This window comes from Rodentibacter rarus, assembly GCF_001998965.1.
Classification (GTDB): Bacteria; Pseudomonadota; Gammaproteobacteria; order Enterobacterales; family Pasteurellaceae; genus Rodentibacter; species Rodentibacter rarus.
In genome coordinates, this window is the sequence record NZ_MLHJ01000036.1 from 41,123 (window position 1) to 65,539 (window position 24,417).

At 41.4% G+C, this 24,417-nt stretch carries 20 protein-coding genes; 5 read left to right on the top strand and 15 right to left on the bottom strand.

The genetic code is table 11. From position 1 onward, the window contains the following. Positions 1 to 41: 41 nt before the first annotated feature. Together BKK50_RS04895 and BKK50_RS04900 are read right to left on the bottom strand one after the other, a co-directional pair. The gene (locus BKK50_RS04895; protein WP_077415881.1) at positions 42 to 239 is read right to left on the bottom strand and encodes a YnbE family lipoprotein; all 198 of its coding nucleotides are present in this window, start codon (positions 237 to 239) and stop codon (positions 42 to 44) included. Next, complete coding sequence (locus tag BKK50_RS04900; protein WP_077415883.1) at positions 223 to 2,958, bottom strand: YdbH family protein; 2,736 nt, start codon at positions 2,956 to 2,958, stop codon at positions 223 to 225. Before BKK50_RS04900 ends, BKK50_RS04895 begins: the two co-directional genes overlap by 17 nt. Positions 2,959 to 3,095: 137 nt before the next feature. Here BKK50_RS04900 and recB point away from each other — a divergent pair, with 137 nt between their 5' ends. Genes recB through grxB form a run of 3 tightly spaced genes read left to right on the top strand, consistent with a single transcriptional unit; the run spans position 3,096 to position 9,359 of the window. Then, positions 3,096 to 6,770: an exodeoxyribonuclease V subunit beta gene (recB, locus tag BKK50_RS04905; protein WP_077415885.1), complete on the top strand. Its 3,675-nt coding sequence runs from the start codon at positions 3,096 to 3,098 to the stop codon at positions 6,768 to 6,770. After that, positions 6,770 to 8,710: an exodeoxyribonuclease V subunit alpha gene (recD, locus tag BKK50_RS04910; RefSeq protein WP_077415887.1), complete on the top strand. Its 1,941-nt coding sequence runs from the start codon at positions 6,770 to 6,772 to the stop codon at positions 8,708 to 8,710. Before recB ends, recD begins: the two co-directional genes overlap by 1 nt. A 1-nt stretch (position 8,711) precedes the next feature. After that, the gene (grxB, locus tag BKK50_RS04915; RefSeq protein ID WP_077415889.1) at positions 8,712 to 9,359 is read left to right on the top strand and encodes a glutaredoxin 2; all 648 of its coding nucleotides are present in this window, start codon (positions 8,712 to 8,714) and stop codon (positions 9,357 to 9,359) included. Between the two features lie 50 nt (positions 9,360 to 9,409). Here the strand turns inward: grxB and BKK50_RS04920 are convergent, their stop codons facing one another. Next, a complete protein-coding gene (locus tag BKK50_RS04920; protein WP_077415891.1) occupies positions 9,410 to 9,892 on the bottom strand; it encodes a Dps family protein in 483 nt (160 codons plus the stop codon). Positions 9,893 to 10,169: 277 nt separating this feature from the next. Between BKK50_RS04920 and cdd the strand changes: the two genes are divergently transcribed. Further along, entirely contained in the window at positions 10,170 to 11,048 is an 879-nt protein-coding gene (cdd, locus tag BKK50_RS04930) for a cytidine deaminase (RefSeq protein ID WP_077415895.1), read from the top strand. Positions 11,049 to 11,073: 25 nt separating this feature from the next. Here the strand turns inward: cdd and BKK50_RS04935 are convergent, their stop codons facing one another. The 12 genes from BKK50_RS04935 to purE all read right to left on the bottom strand — a co-directional run bounded on the left by BKK50_RS04935 (position 11,074) and on the right by purE (position 21,602). Then, a complete protein-coding gene (locus BKK50_RS04935; protein WP_077415897.1) occupies positions 11,074 to 11,895 on the bottom strand; it encodes an urease accessory protein UreD in 822 nt (273 codons plus the stop codon). 131 nt (positions 11,896 to 12,026) lie between these two features. After that, positions 12,027 to 12,662, bottom strand: a complete 636-nt coding sequence (ureG, locus tag BKK50_RS04940) for an urease accessory protein UreG (protein WP_077415899.1) — start codon at positions 12,660 to 12,662, stop codon at positions 12,027 to 12,029. 147 nt (positions 12,663 to 12,809) lie between these two features. After that, positions 12,810 to 13,517, bottom strand: a complete 708-nt coding sequence (locus BKK50_RS04945; protein WP_077415901.1) for an urease accessory protein UreF — start codon at positions 13,515 to 13,517, stop codon at positions 12,810 to 12,812. After that, entirely contained in the window at positions 13,502 to 14,059 is a 558-nt protein-coding gene (gene ureE, locus BKK50_RS04950) for an urease accessory protein UreE (protein ID WP_077415903.1), read from the bottom strand. The genes BKK50_RS04945 and ureE overlap by 16 nt, the downstream gene beginning before the upstream one ends. After that, on the bottom strand, positions 14,046 to 14,912 hold the full coding sequence (gene dinD / locus BKK50_RS04955) for a DNA damage-inducible protein D (RefSeq protein WP_077415905.1): 867 nt from the start codon (positions 14,910 to 14,912) through the stop codon (positions 14,046 to 14,048). Before dinD ends, ureE begins: the two co-directional genes overlap by 14 nt. Before the next feature lie 164 nt (positions 14,913 to 15,076). Continuing rightward, complete coding sequence (gene ureC / locus BKK50_RS04960) at positions 15,077 to 16,795, bottom strand: urease subunit alpha (protein ID WP_077415907.1); 1,719 nt, start codon at positions 16,793 to 16,795, stop codon at positions 15,077 to 15,079. 13 nt (positions 16,796 to 16,808) lie between these two features. Then, positions 16,809 to 17,114 (bottom strand): urease subunit beta, encoded by a 306-nt coding sequence (ureB, locus tag BKK50_RS04965; protein WP_077415908.1) that lies wholly within the window; start codon positions 17,112 to 17,114, stop codon positions 16,809 to 16,811. A 69-nt stretch (positions 17,115 to 17,183) separates the two neighbouring features. After that, positions 17,184 to 17,486, bottom strand: coding sequence for an urease subunit gamma (ureA, locus tag BKK50_RS04970; protein WP_077415910.1), 303 nt, complete (start codon positions 17,484 to 17,486; stop codon positions 17,184 to 17,186). 16 nt (positions 17,487 to 17,502) lie between these two features. Continuing rightward, the gene (locus BKK50_RS04975; protein ID WP_077415912.1) at positions 17,503 to 18,402 is read right to left on the bottom strand and encodes an urea transporter; all 900 of its coding nucleotides are present in this window, start codon (positions 18,400 to 18,402) and stop codon (positions 17,503 to 17,505) included. A gap of 212 nt (positions 18,403 to 18,614) precedes the next feature. Then, on the bottom strand, positions 18,615 to 19,805 hold the full coding sequence (locus BKK50_RS04980) for an amino acid aminotransferase (protein ID WP_077415914.1): 1,191 nt from the start codon (positions 19,803 to 19,805) through the stop codon (positions 18,615 to 18,617). Positions 19,806 to 19,943: 138 nt separating this feature from the next. Then, on the bottom strand, positions 19,944 to 21,032 hold the full coding sequence (gene purK, locus BKK50_RS04985; RefSeq protein WP_077415916.1) for a 5-(carboxyamino)imidazole ribonucleotide synthase: 1,089 nt from the start codon (positions 21,030 to 21,032) through the stop codon (positions 19,944 to 19,946). A gap of 72 nt (positions 21,033 to 21,104) precedes the next feature. Continuing rightward, a complete protein-coding gene (gene purE / locus BKK50_RS04990) occupies positions 21,105 to 21,602 on the bottom strand; it encodes a 5-(carboxyamino)imidazole ribonucleotide mutase (protein WP_077415918.1) in 498 nt (165 codons plus the stop codon). A 159-nt stretch (positions 21,603 to 21,761) separates the two neighbouring features. Between purE and pepN the strand changes: the two genes are divergently transcribed. Next, positions 21,762 to 24,371, top strand: coding sequence for an aminopeptidase N (gene pepN / locus BKK50_RS04995; RefSeq protein WP_077415920.1), 2,610 nt, complete (start codon positions 21,762 to 21,764; stop codon positions 24,369 to 24,371). Positions 24,372 to 24,417 lie beyond the last annotated feature (46 nt).

Here is a 24,417-nt window from a genome sequence, read left to right on the forward strand (position 1 = left end):
GATTTTAATGGCTTGTGAAATCAAGCCATTATTTTTTCTCTCTATTTTTTACTTTCTATAGTGGCTTTGGCTTTTTCGTCCATTGTCACATTAATATTGTGATCGACCACCACATTCATATTGATGGTGATCCCTTCTTTGGGGGTATCCAGTTGAATGGTTGGTGTACAGCCTACTAATAAGTTAAGGGAAAATAAAACCGTAAAGAAGTGCGGTCGATTTTTAAGGTGTTTTTTCATGTTCTAAGCGTTGATAAAGTCGATACTGTAAATTTTGTTCAAATTGTGCACCGTAGTCAATCATATTCCACAGTTCAAACATATTTTCTTGGTGATGATAATTTAATGTGATGGGGTGGTGCGTAGGGGTATTCACATTAAATCCTTTGATTGTGGCGTGTAAATTCATTTGCCCGTTAGCGGCGAGGTTCAGACCGGCATAAGCCTCTTCAAGTTCCATTTCTTTTAATAAATCCACCATAACACTTTCAGTCCAACCCCCTTTTTTTAATCCGTTTACCACCTCATCGTCCAATTTTATCCGCATTTTATCACTTTGCTGTAACCTGCCATTGCAAATCAGGCAAGCGGGATGATTTAGCCAAAAGGGAAGTGTGGCATTCATTCGCCCGGTTAAATGGACTTGCTGATATTGTGCCATTGCCATCACTTGGCTTAGATCAATGTGATGTAATTTAACAGTGGCGATTTCATCTTGTGGAAAATTGAGTTTATCAAGGGTTAATTCGCCACCAAATAAACCGATTCTCACATTACTCAGGGTAAGTGGTTTTGCCTGAAAATTTGGATAAGTACCGGATAAACTAAAGGCTGCATTATTCAGGAATAATGCGCCTTTACGCATATTACGAACAGAAACCTTAATTGGATTTTTAGCTGAATTTTGTAAAACATTATTCTGATAATTAACTGGGAAACGAATGTCTAAATCTTCAATTTCACCATTGGGAAAGGAAAGTCCGGCACTATAAAGTTGAACATTCCCGTTCATAGTAATCCCTTTATGATCAATATTAAAATTGCTTGTCCCTTTAATGTACCCATTATGAATTAACCAGCCCCATTGCTGTGGAAAAAGGGATTGGAAAACCTTAGCGGATTGTTTTTTCCAGCTGATTTCTCCTGTCAGGGTTTGATTTTCATAGCGGGCGAGTAAATCAATCGGACCAAGGGGGCCTGCCTTTAAATCGCCTGCTACGTTAAAACGCCCAATACCTTCGCCATCAATACCAACGCCAAAAACAGGTTTGTTAAAACGTCCGCCATAATCAAAGGCAATCCAATCGGTTTTGGCTTGTAATAAACCACGAATATGGGATTTTTCATAATCCCAGCGTAGGCGGTCTTTCAGTTGCAAAGAAAGGGGCGCCATACTCACGCCGTTGGTATTCACTTTATTTGAAGAGGCGGTGAGTTGATTTAGTTCAATATAATGACCTTGCCAAAACCCCACCCCTTGCAGGTTGATTGGGGTTTTTAGGGTATGCCAATAAGCCTTGCCCTTAATTGTCCAATCCCATCGGTTATTGACCTTTTTTTCTTTATTTTGTAATTTTTGTTGAGGATCTTGTAATTCAAATACGGTTTTAATCCCGGCAATAAATTCATCCGCTTGTCCATCAAGCGTAAGATCAATATTGGAAAATTGTGCGGTGTTGCCTTGTAATGTCGCCAACAATCGACCGTCCAGCCCATATTGGGTGATTTGTACATTATCTAAAGGCAGCCGTAGGTGAATGTTTGAGCCCTGATGTTGATTATCCATTTTAAAAATAGATCCGCTATTGAAGCGAAGTAAAGGGGCATCGAAGGTGCCACCGAGATGATAGGTTAAATTGGTGTGTGCTACCGTATTGTTATAGCGTAAATCACCACGGGTTTTTAAATTAAAACGGATCTGATCTTGCTTTTCTCCCCCGCCAATTTCGCCATTTTCACCGGATATGACGATCTCACCTTTACCATATTCACCAAAGGTTTGTACGATGATATTGGTGTCAATTCCTAAGGGAAGCCAGCCTTTTTGTGGCGTGTGTAATGACAAGCCGAAAAAGCCTTTAATGGGTTGATAACCATCAAAGATCCAATAGAACGTTCCCCATGAAATGTCCAGTCCGTTTTGAGTAAAAATAAAGGGGACGTCTAATAATGGCGAATTTCTTGTGAGATCTTGTGCTTTAATCACGCCATTTTCCCCTTCCCAAGATAAGCTAGCCTCGCCGTGATTGACGGAAAAATGAGGATTTTGCCAGCTAAGGGCTATCTCGCCTTTAGGCTGTAATTGTTGGATTTCATCATTTAATTGAACAGTAAAATGGGACTGATAAGCTTGGTTTTCTTCTGCTTGGTAATGGAGTGTCCCCTGCCAAATAAACTGATTATCCTGAGGGAAAAGGGTAGATTGATGTTGTAATGTGAATCCTTTGTCATTTTGGGCGGATAAATTGAGCTGAAATTGATCCCCATGGCGATTTGCCGTGGCGGAAATATCGGCATTGAGAATATCTTGAAAGAGAGGCGGAACAAGATCGCTTGCTTTTGAGAGTTGAAATTGCTTAATCTGCATTTCAAAGGTGGGGATTGTGGCAAAAAGTGCGGTCAATTTTATCGGTGTTTTATCATAAGTTGAGGGCATTGCCTGAATACAGGCATAATCAACCACCGCTTTTTCCACCACTAAATGGGGAGAAAGCCAACCCTCAAGCTGAATATTATGGAGATCAGCCAACGTACATTTTTCTGAATTGACTTGTAACCGAGAGAGGCTGAAACCTTGGGTATTGATCCTCCCATTATCGGCAAGTTGTACGGAATAATCAGGCGCAAGGAAATAATTTACTGTCTGTTCAATTTGTTTTGGTGTGATCCACCACGGTAAAGAAATTGTTCCGACTAAAAGTATCAACGCCAACAAGGCACAACAGCGACCCTTTCGCATATTTCCCCAATTATCCTGTTTTTACGACAGCTTATTGTAACCGAAATCATCATGATTAAAAAATCACTTTAGTGCATAGCCAAAGCAACAATTCCCCCCTAAAATAGCGTCTATTGAATCCCTCATTTGCGAAACTTATGACAACATCAACACCGCTTAATCCTGTTTCATTGCCTTTAAATCAAGTGAGTTTGATCGAAGCCTCCGCCGGAACAGGAAAAACCTATACCATTGGTTCGCTTTATCTTCGCCTCTTGCTACAAGCTGGAGAAAAGCACTTTTCACGCCCGTTAAATGTGGAAGAAGTTTTAGTTGTGACGTTCACAGAAATGGCGACAGAAGAGTTAAAGCAAAAAATCCGTGAACGTATCACCGATGCCATTCAAAAATTATCGGCTTATGCGGAAACACAATCGGACAGTGCCTTTAAAAATGATGAATTTCTCAGTGAGCTTGCCCATTATATTGATGATATTCCGCTTGCTATTCAGCGGTTAAAATTAGCCGAGCAGAACATGGATCTCGCCGCAATTTTTACCATTCATGGTTTTTGCCGCCGAATGTTGATGCAATATGCCTTTCATTCCGGGGTTCATTTTAATTTGGAATTAATGAAAGACCAGTCGGATTTACTCAAACAATTTGCCAATGAATTTTGGCGGGAGAATTTTTATCCTTTACCTTTTGAAATGGCGAATTTTATTGCTCAAGAATTGAAATCGCCGGATGAAGTTTTATCAATTTTAAAGGATAGTTTATCTAAAAATGTGGAGCCTGAGCTCAATAATCAACAAATTTTGCCTCCAAGTATTGATAAATTTTTAGAGAAAAATCTTAACGGATATTTTCAGAATGTGCAGGAATTGAAAATATTTTGGTTGCAAAATGTAGATGAAATTTCGGCAATCATTACTGAAGAAATTACAAGAGAGTACCCGGATGATATATATCGCTCTTTAAGTCGTAATAGCTATACTGAAAAACTACTTGCCGCTCGGATAAAACAGGTTAATCAATGGGCAAATAATCTAAAAGATTATGAAATTAATTCAATATTAAAAGATTTTTTTCTTCAATCTTCTATCGCTCAAAAATACGAAAAACCGAGGTCAAACAGTAAAAATGAGAAAAAAGCCGCTAAACCTTTTTATGCGCCTATTTTTGTTGAATTAGAAAAACGGGTGAATGAATTAATTAAACCCGAATTACTTAGCAAACTTATTCTCTATTATTACCGCCAAGGTATCCAACAAAAACTGCTCGAATATAAACATAATCACCCAGAAAAATCCTTTGATGATTTATTGCGATTACTTTATGAAGCCTTGCAGAGCGAACAAGGCGAGCAACTCGCTGAAATGATCCGCTTTCAATATCCTTTTGCGATGATCGATGAATTTCAGGATACCGATGCCCAACAATATGGCATTTTTTCCAAAATTTACCGAGAAAATCAAGGGAACAACACCGGTTTTATTATGATTGGTGATCCTAAACAGGCGATTTATCGTTTCCGTGGCGCAGATATTTTTACTTATCTGAAAGCAGCAGAGCAGGCCGATGAGCGTTTTAATTTAATGAAAAATTACCGTTCCGAACAACGGCTTGTACAGGGAGTAAACCAATTATTCCATTTTCCACAATCGCCTTTTATTTATGACAATATTGAATTTACACCGGTTGCTGCCCGAGCGGATCATCGCCAGTTTTATTTGAAAGGGGAATTGGAACCTGCCTATCGTTTTTATTTGACGGAAGAAAAAGAGGGAAAAATAGATAAAACCGCTCTTGCCCAAACTTGTGCCCTTTCCATTCAACATTGGTTAAAAAGTGCGGCTGAAAATCAGGCGGTTTTTCAGGGCGAGGGAGAGAAGGACTGCCAACCCTTACAGGCAGCCAATATTGCCGTATTGGTGCGAGATAAAAATGAAGCAGCCCTAGTGAAAAATGCATTACAACAACGGGGCATTGCTTCAGTGTTTCTTTCCGATCAAAGTAGCGTGTTTGATAGTCGTGTTGCGAAAGAATTAGTGTTGGTGCTAAAAGCCTGTTTGAGTGTGGCAGAACGCCCTATTTTAAATGCCATTGCTACCGCACTTTTCGGTTTGACGGCAGCTGAAATTCACCAAATTCATCATAATGAACAAGATTGGCAACGCTGGGCGGATAGCTTTGCTAGCTATCAACAAACTTGGCAACGACAAGGCATCTTGCCTATGTTGCATCAACTTTTGCTTGAACAAGGTATCGCTGAGCGTTTGTTAAGTTTATCGACCGGTGAACGTGATTTAACGGATTTTTTACACCTTGCGGAAATTTTACAGCAAGCCTCCGCATTAAATAATAGTGAGACGGCGTTACTGAGTTGGTTTGAAAAACAAATTCAAGGGGAGGGACGACAAGAGGCACAAATTCGTTTGGAAAGCGAGCGTCAGTTAGTCAAAATTGTCACCATTCATAAATCCAAAGGGTTGGAATATGATTTAGTTTGGCTACCGTTTTTAGCGCTACCAAGCCGTGATCCCAACCAATCCGCTCAAATTAACCTCTATTACTCAGAGGATAAAGAGGCGGTGTTATGGGATATGGAAAATCGCCATTTGGATAAATTGACAGAGGAAACCTTTGCCGAAGAATTACGTTTGCTTTATGTGGCGTTAACTAGGGCGAAATATCAAATGGCGTTTGCTTTGCCGGCACAATTTGATAAAAAATGGAACCCGTTGCTTTATGTGCTTAGTCGTGGCGAAATTGGCAAAAATTCAACCCTGTCACAAATCTATTCAGCCCACTCGCTGCTTAATGAATTTAAAGCTAACATACCGGATATAACCAGCGTTACCATTGAACCGGCGACACCATTCATTGAATTGCCTCCGCTGGCTTTTTCTTCGTCACAAGAGGGGTTTTCTGCGGCAAAATTTCAAGGGGATATTGAACAAAATTGGCATATCACTAGTTTTACCGGCATTGAACAAAAACACCGTTGGATGCACTACCTCAATGAAAGTGCGGTAAAAAAATCCGCAGTTTTTGATGAGGCAAAAGATTACGATAGTCAAGCGACATCACAAAATACTTCAGAAATACTGACCGCACTTTCTGATGATAGCATCCCCTTTATTACTGATCTTCCACAGGGGACGCAAGTGGGCACCGTGCTCCATCGTTATTTTGAAAAAAATGAGTTTAGCGGGTTGACGAATGAGGCTGCCCTTGAAAAGCTTTGTCAAGAATTACAGATGGATGTGGCGTTTATCGCACCATTACAGCAATGGTTTGAGCAAATCGTGCAAACGCCTTTGTCAACCTCTTCGGGGATCAAACTCATTGCGTTGGCAAAATCCGATTGCATAAAAGAAATGGCTTTTTATTTATCCATTCGGGAAAATTTTGATGTGGCAGGTTTTAATCAAGCCTTGAACACCCATCATCATTTGCCAAGTGAAATGCTGCAATTTGAAGATATTCAAGGGATGATTCGTGGCACTATCGATTTGGTTTTTCGTCATCAGGGTAAGTATTATTTGTTGGATTATAAATCGAATTTTCTGGGGGAAAGCTGGGCGGATTATGCGCCTCATCAGTTAGAAAAAGCCATGTTACATCATCACTATGATTGGCAATATTTACTCTATACTTTGGCGTTACACCGCTATTTAAAAAACGTGGATAGCCATTATGAGTACGAGCGTGATTTCGGCGGTGTCTTTTATCTTTTCTTAAGAGGGATGAACGGTGAAGGGCAATCCGGCGTGTTTTTTGATCGCCCAAGTGTGCAGCTTATCAATGAATTAGAGGAGGTGTTTTAATGTTGGGGATTTTACACGCATTGAATAAGCATAACCTCATCAGTTTAGGCGACTATTATTTTGCCAAACTAATTGCAGATAAACAGCCAGATACGCTTCCTGAAGCCACGAAAAATTTAGCCATTTTGCTGGCGGCAGTTTGTAGTTGGCATTATGCACAGGGAAACACCTGTGTGGCATTGGATACCCCATTGGAGCGAAATTTATTCGGTTTGGGCTATCGTGCTACAGACGTGGATTATTTGAGGGACATTTACCAAAAAATCGACTTTTTACCGGTGGCACAGTGGCAAACTCACCTACGAGGCCATCCTGCTTTTACACAAGAACCGATTTCACATATCGCCCCCATGGCATTCCAGTTTAATGCCTTATATTTTTATCGTATCTGGCAAGATGAATACCGTGTTGCACAATATATTAAAAACAGCTTAAAAAATCACCGCACTTTGACGTTTTCTCCCGATGAAATTCAAGAAAAATTAGCCTTGTATTTTCCTCAAAAATCGGCAGAAATTGATTGGCAAAAAGTGGCGGTGGCAACCGCGATTAAAAGCCCATTCACGGTGATTACAGGGGGCCCCGGCACGGGAAAAACCACCACGGTAACAAGGCTGTTGCTCGTGTTACAAGAACTTTATCAGCATAGATTACACATTAAATTAGTCGCTCCAACAGGTAAAGCCGCATCACGATTGGAAGAATCCATTCAAAATGCTTTGTTTTTTTTACAACAATCTATGGGATTATCCGAAGCATTAGTGCAATCTATTCCGCAAAAAGCGGAAACATTACATCGTTTGCTTGGGGTGAATGCTTTCAACGATCACACGCATTATAATAGTAGAAATCCATTACAACTTGATGTTCTCGTGGTGGATGAAACCTCGATGATTGATCTTCCCTTAATGGCAAAATTGATTAATGCCCTAAAACCGGAAAGCCGTTTGATTTTATTAGGCGATCAAGCTCAGCTTGCTTCGGTGGAAGCGGGGGCGGTGCTAGGCGAATTGGCGCAATGGGTGGAAGCCCCTTATAGTGAGGAACAAGCAGATTATTTACGCCAAACCACCGGTTATTTTGTGCCAAGTACCGCTGTTGCTAATCCAATGCGTGATAGTTTATGTCATCTCACTTTCAGCCGGCGGTTTGATAAAGATTCGGGCATTGGTAAATTGGCTGAACAAATTCAACGTGGGCATGGGGAAGAAAGCCTTAGATTATTTTCCACCTTTCCTCAAGAATTGTATTTTAATCGCTTTGAGAGCGAACAAAATGAAACGGATTGGGTGCAACAAGTGGTGAAAAGTGCGGTTGAAAATTATCGCCTTTATTTAATGGAATTCCGGGCGTTACAACAGCAGGGCGTGGAGCTTCATCAATTGAATGAAGAAGGGAAAACCTATGCGGAGGTCATCCAAGCCCGTTTTAATTCAATTCGATTTTTGACCGCACTTCGCAACAGTCCACTGGGTGTGGAAAATCTGAATAAAGAAATCGCTTTAGCATTGCGGCGGGAGCATTTACTTTGGTTTAGAAATGAGCAAGATTGGTATCTTGGTAAGCCAATTATGATCACTGAAAACGATCACAATGTGCGTTTATACAATGGGGATATCGGCTTGTGTTTGGCAAAGGGCAAAGTGTGGTTTGGCAATCGTGAGGTGCTAAGTAGCCGTATTCCTGCCCACGAACCCGCCTTTATGATGACGATTCATAAATCGCAAGGTTCGGAATTTGATCACACATTTATGGTATTACCCACAGAGCCGAACCCGGTGCTTTCCCGAGAATTGGTCTTTACCGGGGTGACCCGGGCGAAAAAATCACTTCATATTTTTGCCGATGAAAAAATCTGGAAAATGGCGGTGCGTCAAACGGTAAAACGGCAAAGTGGATTAGGTAAATTATTAGAGAATTTCACTCAAATAGGAGATTAATATGAAATTATATGCTTATGATCATTGTCCGTTTTGTGTGCGTGCAAGAATGATCTTCGGGTTAAAAAATCTGCCCTTTGAACTCGTTATGCTTGCCAATGATGATGAAGCCACCCCAATCGGTTTGGTGGGGAAAAAGGTCGTCCCGATTTTAATCAAAGAAGACGGCACGGCAATGCCGGAAAGTTTAGATATTGTCCACTATGTGGATGAACATTTCGGTGAAAAAATCCTTTCTGAGCAACTTCGCTCTGAAGTGGAGGAATGGGTAAAAACAGTGGGGCGTTACTATAATCATTTGCTCATTCCACGTTTTGTAAAAATGGATCTAGCGGAATTTAACACCCAAAGTGCGGTGGATTATTTCATTAAAAAGAAAACGGAAGCCATCGGAGATTTTCAACAAAATTTAGATGAAACAGCCAATTATCTTGTTCGCTTACATCAAGATCTTGAAAACCTTGTGCCATTAATAAAATCCGCCTCAGCATTAAACGGCAAGCTTTCTTTGGAGGATATTATGGTTTTCCCTATGCTGCGTAATTTAACCTGTGTACGAGATATTCAATTCCCACCGGAAGTGGCGGCCTATTTAAAGACAATGTCTAAACAAAGTGGTGTGGATTTGTATTTTGATAAGGCGATTTAATTAACAAAAAACCTGCCAATCGGCAGGTTTTGTTTTTTTATTGTTTTTAATTATGCATGGCAAGTTTGGCAAGCAGCTTGGAACATCCATACTAATTTTTCTTGCTCTTTGATGTAGTCGCTCATTTGTGAAGCTGTACCTTCATCATCGGCATCCCCTGCAAGGGCAAGGATTTCACGTTGTTGTTCAAGTAACACTTTTAAACCGGATAAGGTGCCGGATAAACATTCTTGCGCACCGCTTACCGCGATATCTTCTTGAATACGAGAAACTTTTAAATATTGGCTGTAAGCATTGTTAGGCGTATGACCTAAGGTGAGGATACGTTCTGCAAGTTCATCGATTTTAGTGATTAAATCGGTGTAAATTTCCTCAAATTTTGCATGTAATTCAAAGAAGTTTACCCCTTTAATATTCCAGTGATAACCACGTACATTCGTATAGAAAATTTGGTAACTGGCGAGTAAATCATTTAATTTGTTTGCTAATTGTGCAGATTGCTCTTTATCTAAACCGATAGATGTTTTTGACATAATTTTTTCCTCTAAATTGTTGATGCGTTTTTTGGGATACAGAAGCTATTTCGCTTCAAGTGTGGCTATTATACATAATAAAAGTAGGGAATAAAGCCACTTTATTAGATAGAATTGATAGGTTATTTGTATTGAAATGTTATTTTTATAAATATTTAACGATTGATTAAACAATCTACCTACATCGTTTAAATCGTGATCTTTTTCACAAATTTCATAAATATTTTGAGCTACAATAAGTGCGGTTAAATTTTTAAATATTTTTAAAGGAGAAGCAATGCAAGCATTAATCAAACAGGCATTACCACAAAATGATCCTTTGAACCGGGCAATTCTCAAAACATTAGAAGCGGGGAATTGGGCTGGCTTTTTGAGTGCTCAGCAAGTCGAACAGCTTTGTGCAGATTTTACATTCGAACCCTTACAATTGGCTTTGTATCTCCTTCCTGTTGCTGCCTGTTATAGCCATACGGATATTTCCCATTTTAACGTTGGCGCTATCGCCATTGGGCAAAAAGGGGATTTTTATTTCGGCGCTAATCAAGAATTTGCTAAGGTCGAAATTCAGCAAACGATTCATGCCGAACAAAGTGCGATTAGCCATGCTTGGTTGCGGGGGGAACGCTGCATTGCGCATATGGTGGTAAATTACACACCTTGTGGGCATTGCCGCCAATTTATGAATGAATTGCAAGGGGCAGATAAGTTAAAAATTCATTTGCCTCAGGCTTTAAATCAATCTCTACATCATTATTTACCCAATTCTTTTGGACCAAAAGACCTTGATATTACTGCACATTTATTGGCAAAAGAAGATCATCATTTGATTGCCAATCATGCTGATGAATTGATTAATCAAGGGATTTTAGCGGCGAATCAATCTCATTGCCCTTATTCTGAAAGCCCACACGGCATCGCAATGTTGTTCAAAAATGGCGAAATCATTACCGGACGATATGCGGAAAATGCCGCCTTTAATCCTAGTTTACCGGCATTACAAACGGCGTTAAATTTTGCCTATTTAAATAACAAAAAATTAACGGATATTGAGCGGATTGTGATGGTGGAAAAACCGACAAAATTAAGCCATAAATCCATGACAGAGCAACTGTTACGAGAGCTAAATTTACCTGTTTTAGAATATATAGTGCGATAAAAGTAGGGCAGTGCAATCTGCCCTTTTATTTGATTTCTTCTTGGAAATAGTTGGCAAGCTGATGAAACAGATTTTGAATAGGTTCAGCACGGTGTCCCAAAACCCGTACGATAATCCCATCGCCATTTAAAAGAGAAGCCCCAACCAGCATAGTTTTTTCCTCCGCAATATGGGTGTGAATGCGTTGTAAAATCCCTTTTAATTCGACCGCACTTTTCCCTCGATTTAGATAGATTAATGATCCCTGATGGGAATAGTTTTCCATTTGGCTCAATGCGGTAAGGTTCATTGTTGTGGGGTGCCATTGAATACAATCTGACACAAGGGGATATTTTTTGCCGTCATGTTGCAAGCCATAAATATTCAAATGAGATGAAAATTGGCGGAAAGCAAAACGTTCATCGTTTAAGACTCGCCCAATGGCAACAATCTCACCGTAAATCAGCTCAGTGTTCGGTTGCATTTCAATGAGGGTTTTCTGTTTGAATAGGGCGTCTTTATGTAGCACTAAGGGATGGGGTAAATAGAATAAACGGCTTCCTTCTGCCAAATGAATTTGTGTGATCTGTTCGGCACTTTCGTTTTCATTCATGGCTTGCACACGGGTGAAAGCCTGAGTATGAAGTGAAAGTGCGGTGGATTTTGCCAGTGAAATTTGGATATCCAACAGATCACCGGCTAGCACACCGGGCGAGGAGGACATTTGCATGGCATTCAATCCCTGCTGCCAAATACCCAAATAATGAGGCAACACCATCACTTTAAAAGGCGGGGTAGCAAAATAGTCGGCAAGTTGGGTTTTGCCTGTTGGGGAAAGTTTGGTGGAAAGTCTGAGTTTACTGTTCATTGTTTAGGTCTTAGGATCTTTTTTCAAAAGGGAGAGTCGGCAATTTAATTTCAATATTAAATCACTTATGAGGTAGATTTTCTTCTGCTAAATCTCCCCTTGCCCCTCTTTGCCAAAGAGGGGATTTGTTTTTATCTCACTAATGCTTTTGGTTCTTCAACATTTTTCAACAGCGCATATTTTTCAATCCAACCGATCACGCCTTCTAAATTTTCTTTTTTCATAAGGTTAGTAAAAACGAAAGGCTGCCCATTGCGCATACGGCGGGCATCGCGTTCCATAATGCTTAAATCGGCCCCCACAAATGGGGCGAGGTCGGTTTTATTAATTACCAATAAATCCGAACGAGTAATACCCGGGCCACCTTTGCGTGGAATTTTTTCGCCTTGCGCCACATCAATCACGAAAATGGTGACATCTGCTAAATCCGGACTGAAGGTGGCGGAGAGATTATCCCCGCCCGATTCGATAAAGACGATTTCTACATCAGGAAAACGCGCGACCATTTCATCGACTGCCTCCAAGTTCATTGAGGCATCTTCACGAATAGCGGTATGAGGGCAACCACCGGTTTCCACCCCCATAATCCGCTCTGGAGGAAGCAGGCTATTTTTTGTTAAAAATTCCGCATCTTCTTGCGTGTAGATATCATTGGTGATTACCGCCACACTGTATTTGCTGGCGATTTCACGAGTGAGTTTTTCAATTAACGCTGTTTTACCCGCCCCCACAGGGCCGGCCACACCGATTTTAATGTAGTTACGCATTGTTTTTTCCTTTTTCTCATCGTTTCCCTCTCCCATTGACAGGAAGAGGGGATAACAAAATCTTTTTGAAAACTGACCGCACTTTCCCTCTCTTTGGCGAAAATTGCCTAATGCAATTTGCGTTTATCTCCTCCCGAGAAGATAGTTTTAGGACATATAAAGCCTTGTATAAAGCTGTTCGTGTTGCATTGCCCGAATATCATTGGCAAGTGTTGCTGCCCCCAGCCAATCGGGATCGGGCGATAGGCTTAATTCTACTGCTTTTTGTAATGGCTGACGTAGGCTAAATAAAATATCCTGTCCATCCATTTGGCTTAATGGAATGAGTTTTACGCCATTGGTGATCGCCCCCACTGCCGCATTGTAATAAAAAGCATAGAGTGTATCGCCTTTAGTCAGTCCCATAGCTTGAGCGACCATGGCAAATACGATGGGGAAGTAGCCCTGCACCCGTTTTTCAGTAATGGCTTGCTGATAAGCGGTGAGCAGCGGGTGATTTTCATAGCGAATGAAAATTTTCAGCAACCGCACGCCCAGTTTAAAGCTCCCTTCACGACTTTCACGTGCTATTTTGGTGGCGGAAAGCGTCCAATCCAATTCGCATAAACGATCAAAATCGTGATTTTCCATCGCATCAAAAGCAAGGGAAAGATAGGCTCCATCATTGTAGATCCAGTTTTGTAATAGCTGGGTTTGCACATAGTCTTCAAGGGTTGTTTTACTTTCTACAATGCCTTGTTGGACGAAGGTTTCCAAACCGTTGGAATGATTAAATCCGCCAATGGGCAAAGTGGGATCGACCAAGTGGAGCAGCGCGCCTAAATCAGCTAAAGAGCGGTTTAATGTTGGTGCCAATTTCCATCTCCATGGTGATGATAGCCGTGATGATCATGACTATGTGAATGGCTGTGTGAATGTCCTTGTGCGGAATTGGCTCGCAACGCTTGGCTTAAACGGCGCTCAGCTTTTTGCGGATGAAAACCGGCGGCTTGTAACCATTCAAACATTGGTTTGTCATAAGGCAATGTCACCTCATCGCCATCTAAAAAAAGCGGTGAATGTTTGTTACCGATTTCATAACAGGCTCGAGCCATTTCCGGTAAGGTTTTCGGTGAAAGCACAATCACTTCGCTTGGCAAAATTTCAATGGCGATCACCAGTTCATCGCTAATAAACACCACATCGTCATGTTTCAAGCGTTGCCCCTCTTTGAGCAAACGAAATGCCACCTCACGCCCACTGTGGGTGGTTTTTCGTAGAATATTGCGTTCGCTTTCATACCATTGCAGCGAAACATAATCTATTTTTTGATGGGCTATTTTACCCGCTTCACGAAGTGCGGTTAAATTTCCCAAAATATTTTCCATAATAGGGAGGATTGGGTTAAGAATTTTCATTTTTGTCTTCTATTTTAGGTAATGTTTTAACTTTTTCGGCTAGTTGTTTTTCTGTTCGTTTTACTTTTCGCTCTAGTTTTTGTAAATCAGGCTCAGCAGGTAACGTTTCAGGTTTTATGCCTCGTTGTCCGAGCATTTCCCGAATGGTTTTATTGTTTTGTACATGTTCAATCGTAATTTCATTTTCACCCTGTAAATTAGCTTGTTGCGTATTGTGATTTGTCATCTCTGTCGCAAGTTGCTTGGCGGCAATGGTAAGTGTTGGTAAGAAATCGGCTAACGCCCTGCCTTTCGGCATTTCATATTTTTCTTTCATTGCTTGAGTAGAAAATCCGCCAAAAAGGGCATAATCGCCTTTTGAACGAATACGACCAAATCCAGCATCATCAACACCTCGTTCATAAAGAATTTGTGAAAGGATTTTTTTGGATTCTCTTAAGCGGTCACGGGCTTCTAAACGAGCATACAGTTGCATTCTCTCTTCAATCAATTCCTGTTTTCTGGTTTGCACCGCAAAATAGCTTTGTGCAAAAGCAATTTCAGGTTTTCTTGGATCACCATTCTGAGCAATTAAATAGCAGGCATAACGTGTGAGCATAAAATCATCAATTTTACGTTTGCTACTGCTACCTAACTGGACCATTTTCGTGACGCCACGAAAATGGTCTGAAGCCTTATAACCACTGGCTTCGCAAGAATCAATAGCTCGGTGAATTGCCACTTTAAAATTTTCCCAACGAGTGTATCCGAGGTGGGTTTGTAAATCTCGGGCATACCAAAATTCGATATGTTGATCTAACCGTTGTACAAGATTTTCTAATGTTGATTGTAATAACTGTAATTGCGGATCCATATTTATTCCTCTTTAAATGTAAAACAATGCAACATCGTAATAAAAAGTGCTATTCAAAATCAGAAAAAACTTTTATTTTCTCGAGTGAGATCACAAACTTTCTACCAAGGGTAACAAGTTACCCTTGGTTACCGACCGTTTCTCTCCTTTGGAGGCTGGGGGGGTTAGAACATAAAATACCGTTGTGCTAATGGCACTTTTTCCGCCGGTTCACAGGTGATAAGTTCACCATTTACCCGTACTTCGTAACGTTCGGGATCGACGGTGATTTCAGGTGTGGCATCATTATGAACCAAATCTTTTTTGCCAATATGACGGCAACCTTTCACCGCAATTAGCTCTTTTTCTAAGCCATATTGCCTTTGAATATCTGCTTGTTTAGCAGCCTCAGAGATAAAGACAACAGCGGTTTTAGTGGTGGCTTTGCCTTGGTTGCCAAACATTGGGCGATAGAATACCGGTTGTGGTGTTGGGATCGAGGCATTTGGGTCGCCCATTTTGGCATAACTGATCACGCCTTTTTTGATGACGGTTTCAGGTTTTACACCGAAGAACATAGGTTTCCATAACACGATATCGGCAATTTTACCCACTTCTAATGAGCCTATATGATCTGCGATACCATGAGCAATAGCCGGGTTGATAGTGTATTTCGCAATATAGCGTTTAATGCGGAAGTTATCGTTGCCCTCATTGCCTAATTCACCACGTTGTACTTTCATTTTGTCTGCCGTTTGCCAAGTACGGGTCACCACTTCACCGATACGCCCCATGGCTTGCGAGTCGGAACTCATAATGGAAAACACCCCGATATCGTGCAAAATATCCTCTGCTGCAATGGTTTCAGGGCGGATACGGCTGTCGGCAAAGGCAACATCTTCCGGTACACGTTTATCTAAATGGTGACAAACCATCAACATATCCAAATGTTCGTCAATGGTGTTGACGGTAAACGGACGGGTTGGATTGGTCGAAGCCGGAAGAACATTGGGATACATGGCGGCTTTAATAATATCAGGGGCGTGTCCACCGCCAGCCCCTTCTGTATGGAAGGTATGGATAACACGTCCGTTAATGGCGTTCATGGTATCTTCTAAGAAGCCACTTTCGTTGAGAGTGTCTGTATGGATTGCTACTTGCACATCCATTTCGTCTGCTACTTTTAATGCCGCATCGATCACCGCCGGTGTGGCTCCCCAGTCTTCATGAATTTTTAAACCTAATGCACCGGCACGAATTTGTTCTCTTAACGGTTCAAGGGTAGAACAGTTACCTTTACCAAAAAAGCCCACATTGACCGGTAATGCCTCTGCGGCTTGGAACATTCGTTGTAAATTCCAGGCACCCGGTGTACAGGTGGTAGCGTGCGTACCATCTGCCGGGCCTGTTCCGCCGCCAATCAGAGTGGTTGTGCCATTTTCAAGAGCGTGTTGGGCTTGCTGTGGGCAGATAAAATGGATATGTGTATCAATTCCGCCTGCGGTAGCGATTAAATTAGCACCGTTATGTACTTCGGTGCTGACACCGATAATCATATTTGGGGTAACGCCATCCATTGTATCAGGGTTACCTGCCTGACCAATCCCCACAATACGTCCGTCACGAATACCGATATCTGCTTTGATAATGCCAAGTTTGGCATCAATAATCATCACATTGGTGATCGCAAAATCTAATACATTAGGATCATCACGGGTTGCGGTGCCTGATTGCGCCATGCCGTCACGCACACTTTTTCCGCCCCCAAACTTACATTCATCACCTTTAGTGAGTAAATCTTTTTCAATGGTTGCCCATAAATCAGTATCACCTAAACGCACGCTATCGCCAACAGTAGGGCCGAATGTGGCAACATATTGAGATCTTGGAATGGTTAATGCCATTGTTGCTTACTCCTTATAATTTGCCGTCAATTTTGTTATGGAAACCATAAATTATGTTGTTTCCGCCAAATGCGACTAATTCCACGGTTTTCGCTTCACCGGGTTCAAAACGTACCGCATTGCCTGAGGGAACGTTTAAGCGCATACCTCGTGCTAAAGTGCGGTCAAATTCAAGGGCATTATTGGTTTCAAAAAAGTGATAATGAGAGCCGACCTGAATTGGGCGATCACCTTTATTTACCACATCAATTTTCACGGTTTTTCGCCCAACATTGGCGTGAATATCACCGTTTGCTAATTTATATTCACCAGGGATCATTTGATTAAATCCTTATTAAAATTTGTACTGAATGCTGCTCTCTTTTTTAAAGAGGGGGGAATTCTTTTGTTATCTAATTGGGTTATGTACTGTCACTAGTTTTGTGCCGTCAGGAAAGGTGGCTTCAATTTGTACTTCATCTACCATTTCGGGGATGCCTTCCATCACATCATTAGTTGTTAAAAGTGTTGCACCATATTCCATCACTTCTGCGACCGTCATACCATCACGAGCCGCTTCTTGTAAATGGCTGGCAATGTAGGCAATGGATTCCGGATAGTTTAATTTTACCCCACGGGCTTTGCGTTTTGCGGCAAGCTCACCGGCAAGAAAAAGCATCAGTTTTTCCTGTTCTCTTGATGTTAAGTGCATAATGACCTTCTTTTCTTTATGGATTAAATAAATTACTGAATTTTTCTGAGCTGACTTTGCTGTGATCGACTTTGCCTTTAATCCATAGTACCAGCCAAGCCGCCACAATAAAGCCGATAGTATAAGGTGCTAAGCCTATTTTTGCTACGCTAAATTGGATAAAAATCGCTAATGCAATACCGGCAATGACATAAACAAAATCTCGGAAACGTTTACCGGAAAAGGCGCAAGCGACCAAAATCGCAGAGAAACTATAAATGCCGTTTGCCAGTTCATTAGGTTCAATATTAAACAGATAATCTGCCAATGCAGAGCTGATGATGGTGGCTGCCATTCCCCAGATTGCTACGGTCGGTGAGCTGATGGCGATCGCAATAAATAACAAAATACCGGTAATGAGGCTTCCACCAAAGTTTACCTTTGCCCAAGCATAAAAAGGTTGTTTGATAGATTCTAAGGTGGTGGTGTGATCGGCGAGTGCCGGTGTGGTTTGCCATAAACCGAATAAACCAATTTGTGAGATGCCCCAGCAAAAAATCCAACAGGTGAGAACAAAAGGAAAAGTATAGGCGACCCAATTTCTTTTGGTAAATTCCCGCATAATCAGAGTTGAGACAACTGAGCTGATAACCCCTAATAGAAAAATAAGGAATGAAACCCCGTTTAACCCAAAGGTGAACATGGTACAGATAAAGGCAAGGCTGGCATTGAAACCATATAAGCCTTGCTTGATTTCCTCTTTCGGATAATTGAGTTTTATCGCCGTTAATGTGCCGATGATTGAACCCAATAAACAACCGATACCGAGTGCCCAATGGCTGAAAAACATCGCAATGCAGATAATCAGTCCCGATAAACCGTTTTCTTGTAAAAAAATTTGTCCGATTCCGACAAGGGCAACTTTTATAAACTGCATAAAAAATACCTCCTAAAAAATAATTTTCTTACAGTTTAAGAGGGAGGAGATTCGCTTAAAAGTTTTTCGAGTGAAGTTTTAAACAAAATCAATTAATTTAATATTTTTTATAAAATTCTTTATTATTTTTAAATAACATCTAAAGTTGTTTCAATTTTTGTGATGAGACAAAAAAGCGCATACAAGATGCGCTTTTTGTTTTTAATGATAGATTAAAGCACCTTCACAATACTTTCACATAAATAACGGATGTTATCTTCAGTAATGCCTGCCACATTAATGCGACCTGAACGCACGGCATAAATCGCAAATTCTTCTTTTAAGCGATCTACTTGTTCCGCAGTTAAACCACTGAAGGAGAACATACCATTTTGTTCAATTATAAAACTGAAATCTTGTTGTGCGCCGTACTCTTTTAATAATTGCACAAATAAATGGCGCATTTTTTTGATTCGTTCACGCATTTCGGTGAGTTCATCATCCCAAGATTGGCGAAGTTGCGGATCGCTTAATACTTGTGTCACTGTCGCCGCACCGTGAGAGGCCGGGTTAGAGTAGAGCGTACGGATAATGGATTTCACTTGAGTTAATGCGGTTGAGGCAATCTCTGAATTTTCCGCCACTAAGGTGAAAGCGCCTACCCGTTCATTATATAAACCGAAGTTTTTAGAGAAAGAGCTGGCGACAAGTAATTCCTTGTGATTTTTGGCAAAGGTGCGTAAGCCAAGGGCATCTTCATCTAAGCCGTTTGCTAAACCTTGATAGGCAAAATCAAATAAAGGTAACCAACCATTTTTAGCAGAAAGATCCGCCAGTTGTTTCCATTGTTCCGGGGTTGGGTCGATCCCAGTCGGGTTGTGGCAGCAACCGTGAAGAAGCACCACGTCTCCTTCGTTGGCGTTGCTTAAATCAGCGATTAAATTATCCCAATCAAGCTTTTTATTTTCTGCATCGTAGTAGCGGTATTCACGAATAGTCATCCCCACCGCATTGAAAATCGCATTATGGTTTGGCCAAGTCGGTGTGCTGATCCACACATTCTGTGCTTTGGTTTGGCGTTTCACAAATTCAGCGGCAATGCGTAATGCACCGGTTCCACCAAGGCTTTGCACGGTTCTGGCACGTTGTTGTTTCACCACATCACTGTCTGCACCAAAAAGAAGCACTTGGGTTAAGCGGTTATATTCTGCGATGCCGTCAATAGTGAGGTAATTTTTGGTATTTTCTTTGTCCAGTAAGCGTTTTTCCGCTTCTTTGACTGCGCGCATAATCGGTGTAGCACCTTGTGCATCTTTATAGACGCCGATGCCAAGGTTGATCTTATTCGCGCGGGTTTCGGATTTGAATGCTTCGCCTAAGCCAAGAATCGGATCTGCAGGAGCGGCTTTGATATTTTCAAACATAGTGTTTTCCTTTTTAATGGGATGAAATTGATCGTTTTATACTGCAACCCTTGAGGTTTAGCAAGTAAAAACACCATAAAAATAAACCGCACTTTTTTATTTTGAAAATGACATCAAAAAGTGCGGTTAAAAATGAATTTATTTTAATTTTGCGAGCGTCCAATCTAAACCGGATTGATAATCTCCCGGCAAAGTATGACGAAGTTTTTCCAGTTGTTGAACGATAACGGATTTATCCGGGTGAGAAAGATTAATATGTCCGACTTTCCGCCCCGGGCGAACTTCTTTGCCATACCAATGAAGCTGGGCAAATGGGATGTTTAACCATTGTGGATGATGATCTGTGCCAATTAAATTCACCATCACACTCGGCGCAAAAGTTTCCAAATTTGGGGTAGGCAAATCCAACAACGCACGCAAATGTAACTCAAATTGGCTAATGGAACAGCCCAGTTGTGTCCAGTGCCCGCTGTTGTGTACTCGTGGTGCAAGCTCATTGATCAGCAGTTTATCGCTCACCACAAAACATTCCATTGCCATCACCCCCACATAATTGAGCCTATCCATAATTTTCCCCAACATTTCTTCCGCCTGAACCTGTTGGGCAGATTGTTGTGGGAAAGCGCTATCCATTACGCTATAACGTAAGATGCCATTTTGTTGAAGATTGTGTGTGACAGGGTAAAAGCGTTTTTCACCATTTTTGAAACGGGCGCCCACCAGCGAAACTTCACCATCAAAAGGAATAAATTTTTCCGCAATCACTTCACCGAATAAATCATCGGTGATTTCGCTTTGATTTTCTTTGGTGATAATCCATTGGCCTCGTCCGTCATAACCACCGGTACGGCGTTTCACCACCACTTTTTCACCCACATTTTGGAATAGGCTTTGCCATTGCGTTTTGTTTTCTAACAAGCACCAAGGGGAGGTGGAAAGGTCCAGTTCATCTAACAGGGATTTTTGTGTTAAACGATCTGCCAATAAGCCAAAGATAGGTTGATTGACAAAATTTGGGTGGCTGCCGAGTAATTCGGTGAGGGGTGTTTTTTCCCAACGTTCAATTTCTGCGGTAATCACCGCATCTTTTGGTAAATCAAAAACAGGGGCGTTGAACGCTAAAGGTTCTACTTGAATATCTAAAGGCGCACCGGCATAACGGAGCATTCTGCCTAATTGACCGTTACCGAGTACATAAACCGTAGGATAGAGGGAGGATTGTTGCATATTATTTCTCATTAAAAATCATCGAAAAAACAACCGCACTTTAATTAAAAGTGCGGTCAAATTTTTATGTTTTTATACACGTGGGTCAGGATTATCCAACACCACTTGCGTTTGTTTTTCACGGAAAGCCTGTAAACGGGAAAGTAAATCCGGCTCCCAAGCTGCCAACATTTGTGCGGCAAATAATGCCGCATTGGCTGCACCGGCAGGGCCGATAGCAAGGGTGCCTACAGGAATACCTTTTGGCATTTGCACAATAGAATGAAGACTGTCTACACCGCTTAACATAGAACTTTTCACCGGCACACCTAGTACGGGAACTAAGGTTTTTGCCGCAAGCATACCCGGTAAATGTGCCGCACCGCCTGCGCCGGCAATAATCACTTTATAACCGTTTTTCTGTGCATTTTCAGCAAAGGTGAAAAGTTTATCAGGGGTGCGGTGGGCGGAAACAATCTCAACATGATAAGGCACATTGAGTTCATCTAAAATTTGTGTGCTTTCTTGCATGGTTGCCCAATCACTTTTGGAGCCCATCACAATGGCAATTTGTGCTTGTGTTGCAGACATTTTTTACTCTTGAATGAAATTAAAAACGGTGCGTAGAATAGCATAATTCAACTCACTCAAGCAAACGTTTGCTTGGGCGTTAGGAGAGAAAATTCCATTGCAACTTTTGCTTTAAAATCATATCCTAATGGGCAATTTTTTCTTGATAAAGGGTCAATTATGTTAGCCAAAGCAAAATATCGAAAAGATTATAAAAAGCCGGATTTTACGGTGACAGACATTTATTTGGATTTTCAGCTTGATCCAAATCACACCGTTGTTACCGCAACCACCAAATTCCAACGTTTAAATGACGAAGCAACCCATTTGCGTTTAGACGGTCACAGTTTCCAGTTTTCTTCTATTCAATTTAACGGTAAGCCTTTTAGCGCTTATCAGCAAGACGGTGAAAGTTTAACCTTAGATTTAAGGGAACAACATGCGGCTGAATTTGAGCTAGAAATCGTCACCATTCTTGTCCCTGCCAAAAATACCTCGTTACAAGGTTTGTATCAATCAGGTGAAGGCATTTGTACCCAATGTGAAGCAGAAGGTTTCCGTCAAATCACTTATATGCTGGATCGCCCGGATGTATTGGCCCGTTACACCACCAAAATTACCGCAGATAAAACGAAATATCCTTACTTACTTTCCAACGGAAACCGCATCGCTGAAGGCGAATTAGATAACGGTCGCCACTGGGTTGAATGGTATGATCCTTTCCCGAAACCAAGCTATTTATTTGCTTTAGTGGCAGGGGATTTTGATTTATTACAGGATAAATTCATCACCCAAAGCGGTCGGGAAGTGGCGCTAGAGCTCTATGTGGATCGAGGCAATCTTGACCGTGCCGGCTGGGCGATGGAAAGTTTGAAAAAATCTATGAAATGGGATGAAGAACGCTTTAATCTTGAATACGATTTGGATATTTATATGATTGTGGCGGTAGATTTCTTCAATATGGGGGCGATGGAAAATAAAGGATTGAATATCTTCAACTCTAAATTTGTATTGGCGAACCCTCAAACCGCAACAGATGAGGATTATCTTGCTATCGAAAGTGTGATTGCCCATGAATATTTCCATAACTGGACGGGTAACCGCATTACTTGCCGTGATTGGTTCCAATTAAGTTTAAAAGAAGGTTTAACCGTTTTCCGTGATCAAGAGTTTTCCTCTGATACCGGCTCTCGTGCGGTAAATCGTATCAATAATGTGAAATTCTTACGCACCACGCAATTTGCCGAAGATGCCGGCCCAATGGCACATCCAATTCGTCCGGAAAAAGTGATTGAAATGAATAACTTTTATACAGTGACGGTGTATGAAAAAGGTGCAGAAGTCATTCGTATGTTGCATACCTTATTGGGCGAAGCGGGATTTCAAAAAGGCATGGCATTATATATTGCAGAAAATGACGGCAAAGCCGCCACCTGTGAAGATTTTGTTTCAGCCATGGAACGAGCCAACGAGTTGGATTTAACCCAATTCCGCCGCTGGTATAGTCAATCAGGCACACCGGAATTATTAATTACGGATGCTTATGACGAACAGACCCATACTTATCGCCTTACCGTTTCTCAATCAACCCCACCGACAGCGGATCAAATGGAAAAAGTGAATTTACATATTCCGCTAAAAATAGCGTTATATGCCCAAGACGGCACAAAACAAATGCTTCAATATGACGGCAAAGCATTAAGTGGTGTACTCAATATCACAGAAAAAGATCAAGTGTTTGAATTTCACGGTATTTATGGACGCCCGGTTCCTGCTTTGTTGGAAGATTTTTCTGCTCCGGTGAAATTGGACTATGATTACACCACCGACCAACTTCTCACTTTGTTAAAATTTGCCGATAATGCCTTTGTACGTTGGGATGCGGCGCAGATGTTATTGACGAATGAGTTACGTCGTAACGTTAGCCATTTCCAGCAGGGAGAAGATTTTGAAATTTCGCCTCAAATTTTGACCGCACTTTTACAAGTGTTGGAAAATTATGAAGCGGATATTGAGTTGGCGACGTTAATTCTTACCTTGCCAAGAGAAATTGAATTTGCCGAGAGTTTCAAAACGATTGATCCCGATGGTATTGTCGCGGCACGGGAATTTATTGTGCGAGCCATTGCCGAATATCTCAAAGAACCCCTGCTTAAAACCTATAATCATATTCGCTTGGAAGCATACCGTATCACGCAACAAGATATTGCTTTGCGAGCCATGCGTAACCTCTGCTTAAATTATTTGGCTTATACCTCTCTTGGCAATAATCTTGTTCATAAGCATTACAATGCAGCAAATAATATGACAGATACGCTTGCCGCACTGACAGCGGCAACCAAAGCCGCTCTCCCGTGTCGTGATACCTTGCTTGCGGATTTTGAGCAAAAATGGCAACACGATGGTCTTGTGATGGATAAATGGTTTGCCTTACAAGCCACCCGACCGGATGATAATGTGTTAGAAATTGTGAATCATTTGATGGATCACCCGAGTTTTAATTTCAACAATCCGAACCGCCTGCGTGCATTGGTGGGCAGTTTTGCCAATCAAAATCTTAAGGCTTTCCACGAAATCAGCGGCTCAGGCTATCGTTTTTTAACGGATGTGTTAATTCGACTTAACGAAGCCAACCCACAAGTGGCGGCACGTTTAATCGAACCGCTTATCCGTTTCGCCCGCTACGATGCCCAACGTCAAACCCTGATGAAACGGGCATTGGAACGTTTAAGCAGCGTTGAAAATCTTTCCAAGGATTTATTTGAGAAAATTGAGAAAGCGTTGCGCTAGATTATTTAAAATGTAGGGACACACGGTGTGTGTCCGTTATAAAATC

Coding starts and splice junctions, on each gene's coding strand:
- grxB (WP_077415889.1), top strand. CDS start 8,712: ATGAAATTATATGCTTATGATCATTGTCCGTTTTGTGTGCGTGCAAGA.
- recD (WP_077415887.1), top strand. CDS start 6,770: ATGTTGGGGATTTTACACGCATTGAATAAGCATAACCTCATCAGTTTA.
- BKK50_RS04980 (WP_077415914.1), bottom strand. CDS start 19,805: ATGTTTGAAAATATCAAAGCCGCTCCTGCAGATCCGATTCTTGGCTTA.
- purK (WP_077415916.1), bottom strand. CDS start 21,032: ATGCAACAATCCTCCCTCTATCCTACGGTTTATGTACTCGGTAACGGT.
- cdd (WP_077415895.1), top strand. CDS start 10,170: ATGCAAGCATTAATCAAACAGGCATTACCACAAAATGATCCTTTGAAC.
- purE (WP_077415918.1), bottom strand. CDS start 21,602: ATGTCTGCAACACAAGCACAAATTGCCATTGTGATGGGCTCCAAAAGT.
- recB (WP_077415885.1), top strand. CDS start 3,096: ATGACAACATCAACACCGCTTAATCCTGTTTCATTGCCTTTAAATCAA.
- BKK50_RS04895 (WP_077415881.1), bottom strand. CDS start 239: ATGAAAAAACACCTTAAAAATCGACCGCACTTCTTTACGGTTTTATTT.
- ureB (WP_077415908.1), bottom strand. CDS start 17,114: ATGATCCCTGGTGAATATAAATTAGCAAACGGTGATATTCACGCCAAT.
- BKK50_RS04975 (WP_077415912.1), bottom strand. CDS start 18,402: ATGCAGTTTATAAAAGTTGCCCTTGTCGGAATCGGACAAATTTTTTTA.
- ureC (WP_077415907.1), bottom strand. CDS start 16,795: ATGGCATTAACCATTCCAAGATCTCAATATGTTGCCACATTCGGCCCT.
- ureA (WP_077415910.1), bottom strand. CDS start 17,486: ATGCACTTAACATCAAGAGAACAGGAAAAACTGATGCTTTTTCTTGCC.
- BKK50_RS04920 (WP_077415891.1), bottom strand. CDS start 9,892: ATGTCAAAAACATCTATCGGTTTAGATAAAGAGCAATCTGCACAATTA.
- pepN (WP_077415920.1), top strand. CDS start 21,762: ATGTTAGCCAAAGCAAAATATCGAAAAGATTATAAAAAGCCGGATTTT.
- ureE (WP_077415903.1), bottom strand. CDS start 14,059: ATGAAAATTCTTAACCCAATCCTCCCTATTATGGAAAATATTTTGGGA.
- dinD (WP_077415905.1), bottom strand. CDS start 14,912: ATGGATCCGCAATTACAGTTATTACAATCAACATTAGAAAATCTTGTA.
- BKK50_RS04935 (WP_077415897.1), bottom strand. CDS start 11,895: ATGAACAGTAAACTCAGACTTTCCACCAAACTTTCCCCAACAGGCAAA.
- BKK50_RS04900 (WP_077415883.1), bottom strand. CDS start 2,958: ATGCGAAAGGGTCGCTGTTGTGCCTTGTTGGCGTTGATACTTTTAGTC.
- ureG (WP_077415899.1), bottom strand. CDS start 12,662: ATGCGTAACTACATTAAAATCGGTGTGGCCGGCCCTGTGGGGGCGGGT.